The organism is Derxia lacustris (genome assembly GCF_002105195.1).
GTDB classification, from domain to species: domain Bacteria; phylum Pseudomonadota; class Gammaproteobacteria; order Burkholderiales; family Burkholderiaceae_E; genus Derxia; species Derxia lacustris.
In genome coordinates this window covers 22,404-35,708 of record NZ_MUHU01000014.1, presented here as the reverse complement: position 1 = coordinate 35,708, position 13,305 = coordinate 22,404, and the positions used below count along the sequence as shown (strand labels likewise).

The 13,305-nt window shown below is 69.8% G+C and carries 13 protein-coding genes; 6 read left to right on the top strand and 7 right to left on the bottom strand.

What is annotated here, in order from left to right:
• Nucleotides 1-25: 25 nt before the first annotated feature.
• The gene (locus tag B9P64_RS30460) at nt 26-229 is read right to left on the bottom strand and encodes an OST-HTH/LOTUS domain-containing protein (protein ID WP_235839910.1); all 204 of its coding nucleotides are present in this window, start codon (nt 227-229) and stop codon (nt 26-28) included.
• Nucleotides 230-287: 58 nt separating this feature from the next.
• On the opposite strand from B9P64_RS30460, the gene B9P64_RS30465 reads away from it, so the two are divergent.
• Nucleotides 288-761 carry an NUDIX hydrolase gene (locus B9P64_RS30465; protein ID WP_176256753.1) on the top strand — a complete coding sequence of 158 codons (474 nt, stop codon included), beginning with the start codon at nt 288-290 and terminating at the stop codon, nt 759-761.
• A 40-nt stretch (nt 762-801) separates the two neighbouring features.
• Here the strand turns inward: B9P64_RS30465 and B9P64_RS30470 are convergent, their stop codons facing one another.
• The 5 genes from B9P64_RS30470 to B9P64_RS30490 form a co-directional block, all read right to left on the bottom strand.
• Entirely contained in the window at nt 802-1,398 is a 597-nt protein-coding gene (locus tag B9P64_RS30470; protein WP_085315437.1) for a TetR/AcrR family transcriptional regulator, read from the bottom strand.
• Between the two features lie 62 nt (nt 1,399-1,460).
• Nucleotides 1,461-2,921, bottom strand: a complete 1,461-nt coding sequence (locus tag B9P64_RS30475; protein ID WP_139826178.1) for an efflux transporter outer membrane subunit — start codon at nt 2,919-2,921, stop codon at nt 1,461-1,463.
• 2 nt (nt 2,922-2,923) lie between these two features.
• Entirely contained in the window at nt 2,924-6,082 is a 3,159-nt protein-coding gene (locus tag B9P64_RS30480) for an efflux RND transporter permease subunit (protein ID WP_085315439.1), read from the bottom strand.
• Nucleotides 6,083-6,098: 16 nt separating this feature from the next.
• Entirely contained in the window at nt 6,099-7,334 is a 1,236-nt protein-coding gene (locus B9P64_RS30485; RefSeq protein ID WP_085315471.1) for an efflux RND transporter periplasmic adaptor subunit, read from the bottom strand.
• 148 nt (nt 7,335-7,482) lie between these two features.
• Nucleotides 7,483-8,514, bottom strand: a complete 1,032-nt coding sequence (locus B9P64_RS30490; protein ID WP_139826179.1) for a S1/P1 nuclease — start codon at nt 8,512-8,514, stop codon at nt 7,483-7,485.
• A gap of 127 nt (nt 8,515-8,641) precedes the next feature.
• On the opposite strand from B9P64_RS30490, the gene B9P64_RS30495 reads away from it, so the two are divergent.
• Together B9P64_RS30495 and B9P64_RS30500 are read left to right on the top strand one after the other, a co-directional pair.
• Entirely contained in the window at nt 8,642-9,715 is a 1,074-nt protein-coding gene (locus B9P64_RS30495; protein ID WP_085315440.1) for an NADP(H)-dependent aldo-keto reductase, read from the top strand.
• A 103-nt stretch (nt 9,716-9,818) separates the two neighbouring features.
• Complete coding sequence (locus B9P64_RS30500) at nt 9,819-10,187, top strand: hypothetical protein (protein ID WP_139826180.1); 369 nt, start codon at nt 9,819-9,821, stop codon at nt 10,185-10,187.
• A 9-nt stretch (nt 10,188-10,196) separates the two neighbouring features.
• Here B9P64_RS30500 and B9P64_RS30505 read toward each other — a convergent pair whose 3' ends face one another.
• The gene (locus tag B9P64_RS30505) at nt 10,197-10,991 is read right to left on the bottom strand and encodes a hypothetical protein (protein ID WP_085315442.1); all 795 of its coding nucleotides are present in this window, start codon (nt 10,989-10,991) and stop codon (nt 10,197-10,199) included.
• 383 nt (nt 10,992-11,374) lie between these two features.
• Here B9P64_RS30505 and B9P64_RS30510 point away from each other — a divergent pair, with 383 nt between their 5' ends.
• From B9P64_RS30510 to B9P64_RS30520, 3 genes are read left to right on the top strand one after another with little or no spacing between them, the layout of a single operon-like run.
• Nucleotides 11,375-11,962 (top strand): amino acid synthesis family protein, encoded by a 588-nt coding sequence (locus tag B9P64_RS30510; RefSeq protein ID WP_085315443.1) that lies wholly within the window; start codon nt 11,375-11,377, stop codon nt 11,960-11,962.
• Nucleotides 11,952-12,785 carry an alpha/beta fold hydrolase gene (locus B9P64_RS30515; protein ID WP_085315444.1) on the top strand — a complete coding sequence of 278 codons (834 nt, stop codon included), beginning with the start codon at nt 11,952-11,954 and terminating at the stop codon, nt 12,783-12,785. Before B9P64_RS30510 ends, B9P64_RS30515 begins: the two co-directional genes overlap by 11 nt.
• The gene (locus tag B9P64_RS30520) at nt 12,782-13,282 is read left to right on the top strand and encodes a flavin reductase family protein (protein WP_085315445.1); all 501 of its coding nucleotides are present in this window, start codon (nt 12,782-12,784) and stop codon (nt 13,280-13,282) included. The genes B9P64_RS30515 and B9P64_RS30520 overlap by 4 nt, the downstream gene beginning before the upstream one ends.
• Nucleotides 13,283-13,305: the final 23 nt, after the last annotated feature.

The window sequence follows — 13,305 nt, the reverse complement described above, 5'->3', positions numbered from 1 at the left end:
GTAGCGCAGACGTGGATCGGCAGGACTAGCTGGCGCTGGTCGGCTCGGTTGTCTCGGCCTTCGGCCTGACGCTGGCCCAGAAGGCGCCGTTCGCCTGCGTCAGCACGAGGTCGGTGTAGGTGCGGACCATGTCCGACAGCGTGGAATGGCCCAGCGCCTTGGGCGAGAACGCCGGGTCGGTGCGCTTCATGTACTGGCCGAGCGCACCGAGGCGTACGCGGCCACCCATTCCCGCCGCCCAAGACCCGACGGCATCATTCGGCCCCGCCAACCCGTCCTCGCGCCCGATGATCCACTTCACCACCCAAGGCATCACCTTCCAGCTGCGCGCTGCCGCCATCCTGGTCAACCGCGACCGCGTGCTGCTGCATCGCGCGCTCGGCGACGATTTCTGGACCCTGCCGGGCGGCCGGGTCGAGCCGGGCGAGGACAGCGAGGCGGCGCTGCGGCGCGAGCTGCTGGAGGAGCTGGGCGCCACGGTCGGCGCAGCGCGGCTGGTGCATGTGGTCGAGGGCTTCTTCGACACCGCCGCCGGACCGCTGCATGAGCTGGCGCTGCACTACCTGGTGCCGCTGGCCGACGATTCGGCGCTGGCGATGCAGACCGGGCCGTTCGCCGGCATCGAGACGGACAAGCGGCTGGAATTCCGCTGGTTCGCGCTCGACGGGCTGGCCGGCGAGAACGTCTGGCCGCTGCTGCTGCGCCAGGGCCGGGCCGCGCTCGGCGATGGCGTGCTGCATGCGGTCGAGCGCGCCGGCTGAATGCAACCGGCCCGGCGCGGCATGCAGCCGCCTGCCGTCCTCAGTCGGGCGAGAGCAGCGCAGTCAGTGCGCGTCGCATGCTGGCCGCCAGCGCCGCCCGGTCGAGCCCGGGATTGCGCACCGAGCGGATGGTCAGGCCGTCGAACAGCGCCGCCATCGCCTCGACCCGGCCGTCGATCTCGGCCTGCGGCAGCTCGGGCCCGAGCGTGAGCCGCAGCAGCGCCGTGAATTGCGTCATCGAATGCGCATCGGCGGCACGCACCAGCGCAGCCACGCGCTCGTTGCGGCCGGCCTCGGCGCACAGCTCCAGTTGCAGCCGGGTTTCCCGCTCGTCGAGGCAGTCGGTCATGGCCTGATCGACCTCGTCCAGCATGGCCTCGCGCAGATTGCCGGCGGCGGTCAGGCGCGCCAGCACTTCCTGCATGTCGTGCAGGCCGCGCTCGACGATGGCCGCGACGATGGCTTCCTTGTTCTCGAAGTAGTTGTAGATGTGGCCGGCGCTCATGCCGGCGGTCTTCGAGATCTGGGCGATGCTGGCCGCATGAAAGCCGTGGCGCCGAAAGCATTCGGCCGCCGCGTCGAGGATCTGGCTGCGGCGCAGCCGGGCCCGGTCGCTGTCGGCGTCGGGGCTGGACATGGCGTCTCCTGGATTGAGGTGAGGGGCGCGGACCTTAGCCGATCCGCGCCCGCCGGCGGCCGTCAGCCGGCGTTGCCGTCGCGCCAGCCGCCGCCCAGCACCTTGTAGAGCGTGACCAGATTGCCGGCGCGCGCCAGCCGGGCCGCGATCAGCGCCTGCTGCGCCGTGTAGAGCGAGCGTTGCGCATCGAGCACGCTGAGGTAGTCGGCGCCGCCTTGGCGGTAGCGCGCCTCGGACAGCCGCAGCGCCTCGGCGCTGGCATTGGCGGCGGCTTCGCGGCCGGCCAGCTCGGCGTCGATGGTGGCGCGGCGCGCGAGCGCATCGGCCACTTCGCGGAAGGCCGACTGGATCGCCTTCTCGTAGCTGGCCACGGCCAGATCGCGGTCTGCCTCGGCCACGCGCAGATTGGCGCTGCGCCGGCCCATGTCGAAGATCGGCAGGTCGATGCCGGGCGCAAAGCTCCAGTAGCCCGAGCCGCCCTTGAACAGCCCGTCGAGCGCGGCGCTGGCGGTGCCGGCGCCGGCGGTCAGGCTGATGCTCGGGAAGTAGGCCGCGCGCGCCGCGCCGATGCTGGCGTTGGCGCCGAGCAGGGTGCGCTCGGCCTGGCGCACGTCGGGCCGGCGCGTCAGCACTTCCGACGGCAGGCCGGGCGGCAGCTCGGCCAGTTGCGTGACCGTGAGGTCGAGATTGGCCGGCAGCAGCTCGGCCGGCAGCTCGGCGCCCGTCAGCAGCACCAGCGCATTGCGGTCCTGCGCCACCTGCGTGCGGGCGGCCTGCAGATCGGCGCGCGCCGATTCGACCAGGCCGCGCGCCTGTTGCGCATCGAGCGCGCTGGCCGCGCCGAGCCGCAGCTTGTCCTGCGTGAGCTTGAGGCTGGCTTCGCGCGAGGCGAGGGTGTTGGCCGAGAGTTGCAGCGTCTCGCTGTCGGCCGCGAGCGTGAGCCAGGCGGTCGACACCTCGGCGACCAGGCTGATGCGGCTGGCGCGCAGCGCGTCCTCGGTGGCCAGATAGGTCTGCGCCGCCTGCTCGCTCAGGTTGGCGAGGCGGCCCCAGAAGTCGAGCTCCCAGGCGCTCACGCCGACGGTCACGGTGTTGCTGCGGCTGATGAGGGCGCTGCCGCTGCCCGACAGGTCGGCCGGCAGGCGGCGGCTGTTGCCGGCGCCGTTCGCGCTGAGGGCCGGGTAGCGCTGCGAGTCCTGCACCCGGTAGAGCGCGCGGGCCCGGTCGATGTTGATGGCGGAGGTGCGCAGGTCGCGGTTGTTGTCGAGCGCCAGCGCCACCGTGGCGCGCAGCCGGTCGTCGGCCAGGAAGTCGCGCCAGCCGAGATCGGCCGCCACGGTGCCGGCGCCGGCGGCGTCGGTCGTGCGCCAGGGCGCGGCCGGGCTGTCGCCGGGCAGGGTCGGCCACTGCTGTGCCACCGGCGCCGCCGGGCGCTGGTAGTCGGGCGCGAGGTTGGCGCAGCCGGCCAGCGTCAGCGCGGCCACCAGGGCGGTCAGGCCGCCGAGCTTGTGCTTGTGGTTCATGGTCATTGGCCTTGGCTGACGGGTTGCGCCGCGGTGCCGGCTTCGTCGTGCGCGGGCTTCGGCTTGCCGCCGAAGGCGCGCCGCACCACCACGAAGAACAGCGGGATGAAGAAGACGCCGAGCACGGTGGCCGCGAGCATGCCGCCGAGCACGCCGGTGCCGATGGCGTTCTGCGCGCCCGAACCGGCGCCGCTGGCGATCGCGAGCGGCAGCACGCCGAGCGCGAAGGCTAGCGAGGTCATGAGAATCGGCCGCAGCCGCATGCGCACCGCCTTGAGCGTGGCCTCGACCACGGCCAGCCCTTCGTGCTCCATCAGGTCCTTGGCGAACTCGACGATGAGGATGGCGTTCTTGGCCGACAGCCCGATGGTCGTCAGCAGCCCGACCTGGAAGTACACGTCGTTCGACATGCCGCGCCCGGTGGCCGCGAGCAGCGCGCCCAGCACGCCGAGCGGCACCACCAGCATCACCGCGAACGGGATCGACCAGCTTTCGTACAGCGCCGCGAGACAGAGAAACACCACCAGCAGCGAGATCGCGTAGAGCGCCGGCCCCTGCGAGCCCGACAGCCGTTCCTGATACGACAGCCCGGTCCACGCAATGCCCACGCCCGGCGGCAGCTTGGCGGCGAGTTCTTCCATCGCGTCCATCGCCGCGCCCGAGCTGATGCCCGGCGCCGCGCTGCCCTGGATGTTGACCGCCGGCAGCCCGTTGTAGCGCTCCAGGCGCGGCGAGCCGTAATCCCAGTGCGAGGTGGAGAAGCTGCTGAACGGCACCATCTCGCCGGCCGAATTGCGCACGCGCCAGCGGTCGATGTCTTCCGGCACCACGCGATAGGGCGCATCGGCTTGCAGGTACACGCGCTTGACGCGGCCACGGTCGATGAAGTCGTTGACGTAGCTGCTGCCCCAGGCGGTGCTGAGCGTGGTGTTGATGTCGGCCATGCTCAGGCCCAGCGCGCCGGCGCGGGCCGCGTCGATGTCGACGCGGAACTGCGGCGTGTCGTCCTGGCCGTTGGGGCGCACCGCCATCAGGCGCTTGTCCTGCGCGGCCATGCCCAGCAGCATGTTGCGGGCTTCCATCAGCTTGTCGTGACCGACGCCGGTCTGGTCCTGCAGGAACATGTCGAAGCCGCTGGCATTGCCCAGCTCCACCACCGCCGGCGGCGCGAAGGCAAACGCCATCGCATCGCGGATCTGGCTGAAGGCGCCCATCGCGCGGCCGGCCACGGCGGTCACGCTCAGGTCGGGGCGCTTGCGCTGGCTCCAGTCGTTCATGTTGATGAAGGCCATGCCGGTGTTCTGGCCCTGGCCGGCGAACGAGAAGCCGACCACGGTGAACACCGAGCTGACCGCTTCCTTCTCGCCCATGAACTGCTGCTCGACCTGCTTGATGACGCCGAGCGTGCGCTCCTGCGTGGCGCCGGCCGGCAGTTGCACCAGCGAGAACAGCACGCCCTGGTCCTCGTCGGGCAGAAAGGCCGTGGGCAGGCGCAGGAACAGGAAGCCCATGCCCACCACGATGGCGCCGTAGACCACCATCCAGCGCAGGCTGCGCTTGATGATGCCGGCGACCCAGCCGGTGTAGCCGTTGGTGGCCGCGTCGAACTTGCGGTTGAACCAGCCGAAGAAGCCGCTGTCGGCCGCGTGATGACCCTTGGCGATCGGCTTGAGCAGCGTGGCGCACAGCGCCGGCGTGAGGATCACCGCCACCAGCACCGACAGCAGCATCGACGCGACGATGGTGATCGAGAACTGGCGGTAGATGACGCCGACCGAGCCGCCGAAGAAGGCCATCGGCACGAACACGGCGCTCAGCACCAGCGCGATGCCGATCAGCGCGCCGGTGATCTGGCCCATCGACTTGCGCGTGGCTTCCTTGGGCGACAGACCTTCCTCGCTCATCACCCGCTCGACATTTTCCACCACCACGATGGCGTCGTCGACCAGCAGGCCGATGGCCAGCACCATGCCGAACATGGTCAGCGTGTTGATCGTGAAGCCGAGGCCCAGCATCACGGCAAAGGTGCCCAGCAGCACCACCGGCACCGCGATCGTCGGAATGAGCGTGGCGCGGAAGTTCTGCAGGAACAGGTACATGACCAGGAACACCAGCACCACGGCCTCGATCAGCGTCTTGACCACCTCGTGGATCGACACCTGCACGAAGGGCGTGGTGTCGTAGGGGAAGACGGCCTTCATGCCGGCCGGAAAGTTCTTGCCGAGCCGGTCCATCTCGGCGCGGATGGCCGAGGCGGTACTGAGCGCATTGGCGCCGGTGGCGAGCTTGATGCCCACGCCCGCCGCCGGCTTGCCGTTGAAACGCGCGATCACGTTGTAGCTCTCGGCGCCGATCTCGATGCGCGCCACGTCCTTGAGCCGCACGGTAGCGCCGCCGGTGGCGGTGCGCAGCACGATCTGCTCGAACTGCTCGGCGGTCTGCAAGCGCGTCTGCGCGGTGATGGTGGCGTTGAGCGCGGTACCGGCCGGTGCCGGCGCGCCGCCGATCTGACCCGCCGACACCTGCGCGTTCTGCGCGGTGATGGCGTCGCTCACGTCGCTGACGGTGAGCTTGTAGTTGTCGAGCTTGAGCGGATCGAGCCAGACGCGCATCGCGTACTGGGCGCCGAACTGCTGCACCTCGCCCACGCCGGGCACGCGGCTGACCGGATCGACCAGCGTGGCGGCGACGTAATCGCCGATGTCGGTGTCGGTCATGCTGTCGTTTTCCGACACGAAGCCGACCACCATCAGGAAGCTGGACGTGGCCTTGGTCACCTGCACGCCCTGGCGCTGCACTTCCTGCGGCAGCAGCGGCGTGGCCAGTTGCAGCTTGTTCTGCACCTGCACCTGGGCGATGTCGGGATCGGTGCCGGCGTCGAAGGTGAGGGTGATGCTGGCCTGGCCGGCGCCGTCGCTGGTCGAGCTCATGTAGCGCAGGCCGTCGATGCCCTTCATGCGCTGCTCGATGATCTGGGTGACGGTGTCTTCCAGCGTCTTGGCCGAGGCGCCCGGATAGGTGGCGGTGATGCTGACCGAGGGCGGCGCGATGCTCGGGTACTGGGCGATCGGCAGGCTGCGGATCGCCAGCGCGCCGGCCAGCATCACCACGATGGCGAGCACCCAGGCAAAGATCGGCCGGTCGATGAAGAAGCGGGACATGTGATGGCTCCCGTTCTCAGCGCGCGGCGGCGGCTTGCGGCGCGGCGGCGAGCTTGTCGGCGGGCTTGGCGGCAGCGCCCTGCGGATCGAATTGCGCCGTCACGTCGCTGGCCTGGGCAGGTGCGCCGGGCCCGACCTTCTGCAGGCCCTCGACGATGACCTTCTCGCCCGGCTTGAGGCCGTCGGTCACCAGCCAGCTGTCGCCGACCGTGCGCGCGACCGCGATGACGCGCGCCTCGACCTTGCCGTCGGCGCCCACCAGCAGCACCTGGGCCTCGCCGCGCGGCGTGCGGCTCACGGCGCGCTGCGGCACGGTGATCGCGTCGGCATTCGTGCCCTGCGCCACCTGGGCTCGCACATACATGCCGGGCAGCAGCTCGTGCTTCGGATTGGGGAAGACCGCGCGCAGCGTGACCGCGCCGGTCGCCGGATCGACGCTCACCTCGCTGAATTCGAGCTTGCCCTCGATGCCGTAATCGCTGCCGTCTTCGAGCTTGAGCCGCACTGCGGCCTGATCGGCGCCGGCGCTCTTGAGCTGGCCGGCGGCCAGCGCGCGGCGCAGCTTGAGCAGGTCGGCGCTCGACTGCGTGACATCGACATAGATCGGATCGAGCTGCTGCACCGTGGCCAGCGCATCGGCCTGACCGGCGGTGACCAGCGCGCCCGGCGTGAAGCTGGAGCGGCCGATGCGGCCGCCGATCGGCGCGGTCACGCGGGTGTAGTCGAGATTGATGCGCGCGGTCTGCACGGCGGCGCGCTGGGCCGCCACGTCGGCTTCGGCCTGGGCGAGGGCGGCGGTCGAGTCCTCGACCGTCTGGGTGCTCACGGCGTCGATCTTGCCCAGCTCGCGGTTGCGTGCGGCGGTGAGCCGGGCCGATTCGGCGGTGGCTTCGGCACGCTTGAGCGCGGCGAGGGCGCTGTCGTAGCTGGCCTGATAGCTGCGCGGATCGATCTGGTACAGCGGCGCGCCGGCCTTGACCTCGGCGCCTTCCTTGAACAGCCGCTCGCGCACGATGCCGCCGACCTGCGGCCGCACTTCGGCGACCTGGAAGGCGGCGGTGCGGCCGGGCAGCTCGGTGCTGAGCGCGACCGGCCGCGCCGCCACGGTGATGGTGCCGACCGCCGCCGGACCGCGGGGCCCGCCCGGGCCGCCGGCATGCGCCTGACCGGCGTCGCCACCCTGGCCGCAGCCGGCCATCAGTCCGGCAAGCAGGGCCAGCGGCAGGAGTTTCTTGTGAGTTGAACTGAGCATGAAGCCCTCGCGCAAGGAATGAGAAGTCCCGGCAGGAGGCTGCCGGCAATGACTGAATGAGCGTTCATTCTAGGTAATTGCTTGTCACGGCAGTGATTCTTGAATGCGTCAGTTTGTTACCGGCGGTGCGCCGCCCATCGACGCCGGATCAGGGCCAGATGGCCTTCAGCACCTGGGCCAGCCGGGCGCCGGCCAGCGTCAGCTGGGTCTGCTTGATGTCGTCGATGCTGTCGCGGTAGTCGGCCGGCAGCCGGGTCTGCCAGCGACCTTCGGTCTTCGGCGAGAAATCGAGATCCTTGAGCCCTCGCCGCGCCTGGCCGAGCGACTGGCTGGCCCATTGCGCGGCCCAGTCGTCGAGCGGGCCGTCGCTCGGCTTGACGCGGCGCGCGGCGGCGACCCAGCCGGCATCGATGTTGTGCGGCTTGAGCGCGGCCGGCAGGTCGTCCCAGAGCGCATGCAGATTGGGGCCGTCGCGGCCGTTGTCGCGCAGCACGCGGATCTCGTTGCCGCCGCGCGTTTCGCTGCGGCGGTCGAAGCCGTCGTTGTCGGGATCGACGCGGCGGCCGTTCTGGTCGAGATAGAGCGCGCCCACATGCAGCGGCTGGTGGATGTCGCCGACGTAGTGCGCGAGCAGCAGCAGCGCCTCGCGCCGGTCGCGGATGCTGAACGGCCAGGGCGCGGGCCGCCCTTGCAGCACGCGGATCGCGGCGGTGGTGGCGCTGACCACGTCCACGTCGCTGGTGCCGACGCGGCCGAGCGCATAGGCGCGGCGTTGCAGCGCCACGTCGGCGTAGTGGTACTGCTTGTGGCAGGTCTCGTCGCCGGGCTCGCGGCGGCAGTTGTCGTCGTTGCGGCGCACGAAGTCGACCATCTCGGCTTCGCCGCGCGTGGTCTCGAAGCGGGCGCAGTCGCGGTACTTGCCCTGGCTGCCGTAGCGGTAGCCGTAGCCGTCGCGCTCGACGCCCTTGGCGCAGTCGGCCCAGACGGCGGCGTCTTCGAGCCTGAGCCCGCCGCCGAGGAGGGTGGCCACCTGGGCGCCGGCGCGGCTGCCTTCGAGCAGCCGGTCGGCCAGCGCGCCGACCGTGCGATGGCCGTCGCCGCCCCAGGCGAGCGCGGCGGAAGAAGCGCAGGCAAGGCCGGCGCCGAGAACGAATGCAGACAGGCGTGATGCGAAATTCATGGGCTTCGATGCGAGGGGAGGAGGCTGCGCGGCTTTGCATGCGATGCCGCTGTCATGGCAGGGTCGCGCACCGTGAAGCCAAATCCGCGCGCCGGCAAGCGCTGTCGCGCAACCGAAGGAGCCTGTCTTGAAATTCCGGAAACTCGGCCGTACCGACCTCGACGTGAGCCTCATCGCCCTCGGCAGCATGACCTGGGGCGAGCAGAACACCGAAGCCGAGGCGCATGCGCAGATCGAGCTGGCGCTCGACCTCGGCGTGAACTTCATCGACACCGCCGAGATGTATCCGGTGCCGCCGCGCGCCGAGACGCAGGGCCGCACCGAGCAGTACATCGGCAGCTGGCTGGCCGCCAATCCGGCAAGGCGCGCCGGCATCGTGCTGGCGACCAAGGCCGCCGGCCCCACGCGCGCGCCGGCTGGCCCCACCAAAGGCCCGGCGCGGCCGTCGCACATCCGCGGCGGGCGCACCAATTTCACGCGCGTCAACCTGAATGAAGCGCTGAACGACAGCCTCAAGCGGCTGCGCACCGATTACGTCGACCTCTACCAGCTGCACTGGCCGGATCGCAGCACCAATTTCTTCGGCCAGCTCGGCTACACCCATGTGGCCGAGGAAGACACGGTTCCCATCCTGGAGACGCTGCAAGCGCTCGACGAGCTGGTGCGCGCCGGCAAGATCCGCCACATCGGCCTGAGCAACGAGACGCCCTGGGGCCTGAGCCAGTTTCTGCGCCATGCCGAAGCCGCCGGGCTGGCGCGCGTGGTCGGCATCCAGAATCCGTACAGCCTGCTGAACCGCAGCTTCGAGGTCGGCCTGGCCGAGATGGCGATCCGCGAGCAGGTCGGGCTGCTGGCCTATTCGCCGCTGGGCTTTGGCGTGCTGAGCGGCAAGTACCTCGGCGGCCAGAAGCCGGCCGGCGCGCGGCTGTCGCTGTTCGACCGCTTCCAGCGCTACAGCAGCGAGAACACCGAGCGCGCCGCCTACGAGTACGTGAAGGCGTTCCGGCTTGCCGGCATCGATCCGGCGCAGGGTGCGCTGGCCTACGTCAACAGCCGCGATTTCGTGACCGCCAACATCATCGGCGCGACCACGCTCGAGCAGCTGCGCGCCGACATTGAGAGCGTGGACATCGTGCTGCCCGACGATCTGCTCGCCGCGCTCGACGGCATTCACGCGCGCTGGCCCAATCCGGCGCCGTGATGGGCGGCAAACCTTGAGTTTCGGGCCGGTCTGCCGATAGCCAGACAGAACCGGCGCCGCCTGCCGCCGGCCGTCCGAGTTGCCGCCCGCCAGGAGTGATTCCGTGCCCCCAGCCACCGCCATGCTCGACCTGCCCGCCGTCGCCGCGCCCGTCTGGCCGCCGCAGCGTTTCGATCCGCAGCGCTGCCTGCTCAGCAATCGCGACGACGGCTTCCGGCTGTTCGTGCCGCCCGCCTACGAGGGCGCGCTGGCCGAGATGCGCAGCAGCCGCAGCGTGACCATCGAGCCGAGCGCCGAGGCGCCCGACGCCGTGGTCGAGATCGTGTTCGAGGACGGCAGCGACACGCCCTTCGCCATCGCGCATGAGCGCCGGTCGATCGACGGCGCGCTCGGCCGGGCGCTCTACGTGCCCTTCACCGTCTGGACCGTCGCCGGCAAGCAGCTCACGCTGCGCGCCGACGTGCTGATCTGAGCGCCAGCCTCAGAAAGTCCACTTGCCCACGACGCTGGTCGTGAAGCGCGAGTCGTGCTGGCCGTCGAGCGTGGCCTTGCCGGTCACCTTGTCGAACTCCAGCCGCAGGCCCAGCGCCAGCGCGTCCTTGGGCCCGAACGACGCATAGATCTGCGGCTCGAAGTACAGGCGGTTCTTCGCCTTGTCCTGCTTGAAGTGCAGATAGCCGTCGGTCATCCAGTTCAGGCCAAAGGCCTGGAACGGTGCGTAGTAGTAGGTGCGCCACAGCGTGCCCCAGCCATAGGTGTCGGGCGTGTCGCCATCGTCGCGAAACCGCAGCACCGAGGTTTCCAGCGTCGAGAGACCCGGCACCTTCCAGTACAGCGACAGCCCCAGCGCGCCCTGGCGGTACTTGTCGTAGCTGGAGCTGATGACGCGCGACATCAGCGCCACATCGCTGATCGGCCCGAACTCCAGCTTGCTGCCCGTGATCTTCGAGCCGCTGTAGTGCGCATTCCAGGTGAAGAAGTTTTCGTTCTTCGAGCCCGAGCCGTTGTCGGGGCTGCCGAGCCGCGCATCCGAGTTGTAGATGTCGAGCGAGAAGTAGTTGTCGCCGATGACGTTGCTGCCGTAGTGCTCCAGCCGCAGCGTCGCGCGCTCCTTCGACGTGCTGCCGGTGCCGGTGACCCAGTCGGGCTTGTCGTTCCACGAATAGCCGAGCGAGACGGCGCTTTCCGAATAGTTCTCGGCCGCCGCGAGGCCGGGAAGGGTGGCGATGCCGAGACCGATCAGGCCGGCGAAGACGGCCTTGTGCGCGCTGAACATGGGGACTCCTGGAGGCGTTTGCGAATGCTTTGGGGAAGGGGCGCGGGCCGTGACGGCTCGCGCCAAGGTGCCGGAACGGTCACCTGAAAATTCATGGTATGCCAGCACACAAAGCAGATGCAACGAAATGTCGCGGCTGAATGCCAGATTGGCCGAACGGCAGGTTTTGGCGATTTGACGGCGAAGAAGCGCCTAAAAACCGCCAAAAACTGGCTTTAACAGGCATGAAAATCGCATAATTACGCCGATTGCACCGGTTGGAGGCAGTTTTCGGTACCAACAAGATGCAGCCGATGCACCAGAATTTTGCGTGCATATTTTTCTTGGCATACCATCATCTCGTCGTTAATCTTTTCGCAACGAGTTGAACCGGAGATGCTCGAATGAAGCTTCAGATGCGCAAGTTGGTCACCTACACCGAAGACACCCTGATCGAGGGCGGCAAGGCCGCCGCCCAGCCCTTGCGGCTGTTCGCGGCGGCGGCGGTGCTGACCAATCCCTGGGCCGGTCGCGGCTATGTCGACGACCTCAAGCCCGAGATCCAGGCGCTCGCGCCCCAGCTCGGCGAGCTGCTCACCGCGGAAATCCTGCGCATGGCCGGCGGCGGCGACGCGGTCGAGGGCTATGGCAAGGCCGCCATCGTCGGTACCGCCGGCGAGATCGAGCACGCCTCGGCGCTGATCCACACGCTGCGGTTCGGCAACCACTACCGCAAGGCGGTCGGCGCGCGCAGCTATCTGGCCTTCACCAATGTGCGCGGCGGCCCGGCCTGCCCGATCGCGATTCCGCTGATGCACAAGGCCGACGAAGGCATGCGTTCGCACTACCTGACGATCCAGTTCTCGATCGTCGATGCGCCGGCGCCCGATGAAGTGGTGATCGCGCTCGGCGCCTCGATCGGCGGCCGGCCGCATCACCGCATCGGCGACCGCTACCAGGACCTCAAGGAACTGGGCAGCAATGAGGCTTGAGTCGCATCCCCCGGCCCCCGGCCACACCGCCTGGTCGGCGACCGGTGCCGGCACGCCGCTGGTCTTCATCCACGGCGTCGGCATGAGTCGCGCCGTCTGGGCGCCGCAGCTGGCCGAATTCGCGCGCGACCATCGCGTGATCGTCTACGACATGCTCGGCCACGGCGACAGCCCGCTGCCGCCCGAGCAGCCGGCGCTGGCCGACTACGCCCGCCAGCTGCGCGACCTGCTCGACGAGCTGGGTCTGCCGGCGGCGCATGTGGTCGGCCATTCGATGGGCGCGCTGGTCGCGCTGGAGTTCGCGCTCGGCTGGCCGGCGCGCTGCCTGAGCGTGACCGCGCTCAACGCGGTGTTTCATCGCACGCCGCAGCAGCGCGCGGCGGTGCTGGCGCGGGCCGAGTCGCTCGACGACATCGGCAGCCCGGCCAGCGTCGACGGCACGCTCGCGCGCTGGTTCGGCGCGCCGGTGCCGGCGCCGCTGCAAGCCACGGCGGCCCTGGCCGGTGCGCTGCTGCGCGGCGTGAACCGCGACGGCTATGCGCGCACCTACCGGCTGTTCGCCAGCGCCGACGCGGCCCATGCCGACCGGCTGCCCGGCCTCAGGCCGCCGGCGCTGTTCATGACCGGCGAGCTCGATCCCAATTCCTCGCCGGCGATGTCGCAGGCGATGGCGGCCCTGGTGCCCGGCGCGCGCGCCGTGGTGCTGCCCGGCGAGCGCCACATGATGAGCATGGCCTCGCCCGGCCCGGTCAATGCCGAGCTGCGCGCCTTCCTGCAATCCCTTGCATCCACCGACCGGGCCCAGCCCGCGGAGGCCGAATGAACACTCCCGCTCCCGACCTCGCCAGCTACAAGAAGGCGCTGGCCAGCTTTCCCAGTGGCGTCACCGTGGTCACCACGCGCACTGCCGATGGCCAGCCGCGTGGCTTTACCGCCAGCTCCTTCACGTCCGTATCGCTTGAACCGCGTCTGGTGCTGGTCTGCATCGCGCGCGGCGCGGCGAGCTTCGACGCGTTTGCCGGCGCGCCGCGCTTCGCGATCAGCGTGCTGGCCGACGGCCAGACCGAGGTGTCGAACCTGTTCGCCTCGCGCCAGGCTGACCGCTTTGGCAGCTGCGACTGGCAGGACGGCCGCACCGGCCTGCCGCTGATCGCCGGTGCCTCGGCCTTCTTCGAGTGCCTGACGCATTCCACCGTGGAGGCCGGCGATCACCTGATTCTCATCGGTCAGGTGGTGGAGCACGGTCATGCCGAGCCGGCACCGCTGGCCTATTGCCGGGGCGCCTACGCGGCGCTCGCAGCGCTGCCCCGCGCGGCCTGACGCGTCGCGCCGGCCCACCGCAA

Bases quoted from the DNA above. Each gene is read 5' to 3' on its own strand.
- B9P64_RS30460 (WP_235839910.1), bottom strand. From the start codon at position 229: ATGGGTGGCCGCGTACGCCTCGGTGCGCTCGGCCAGTACATGAAGCGC.
- B9P64_RS30465 (WP_176256753.1), top strand. From the start codon at position 288: ATGATCCACTTCACCACCCAAGGCATCACCTTCCAGCTGCGCGCTGCC.
- B9P64_RS30470 (WP_085315437.1), bottom strand. From the start codon at position 1,398: ATGTCCAGCCCCGACGCCGACAGCGACCGGGCCCGGCTGCGCCGCAGC.
- B9P64_RS30475 (WP_139826178.1), bottom strand. From the start codon at position 2,921: ATGAACCACAAGCACAAGCTCGGCGGCCTGACCGCCCTGGTGGCCGCG.
- B9P64_RS30480 (WP_085315439.1), bottom strand. From the start codon at position 6,082: ATGTCCCGCTTCTTCATCGACCGGCCGATCTTTGCCTGGGTGCTCGCC.
- B9P64_RS30485 (WP_085315471.1), bottom strand. From the start codon at position 7,334: ATGCTCAGTTCAACTCACAAGAAACTCCTGCCGCTGGCCCTGCTTGCC.
- B9P64_RS30490 (WP_139826179.1), bottom strand. From the start codon at position 8,514: ATGAATTTCGCATCACGCCTGTCTGCATTCGTTCTCGGCGCCGGCCTT.
- B9P64_RS30505 (WP_085315442.1), bottom strand. From the start codon at position 10,991: ATGTTCAGCGCGCACAAGGCCGTCTTCGCCGGCCTGATCGGTCTCGGC.
- B9P64_RS30510 (WP_085315443.1), top strand. From the start codon at position 11,375: ATGAAGCTTCAGATGCGCAAGTTGGTCACCTACACCGAAGACACCCTG.
- B9P64_RS30515 (WP_085315444.1), top strand. From the start codon at position 11,952: ATGAGGCTTGAGTCGCATCCCCCGGCCCCCGGCCACACCGCCTGGTCG.
- B9P64_RS30520 (WP_085315445.1), top strand. From the start codon at position 12,782: ATGAACACTCCCGCTCCCGACCTCGCCAGCTACAAGAAGGCGCTGGCC.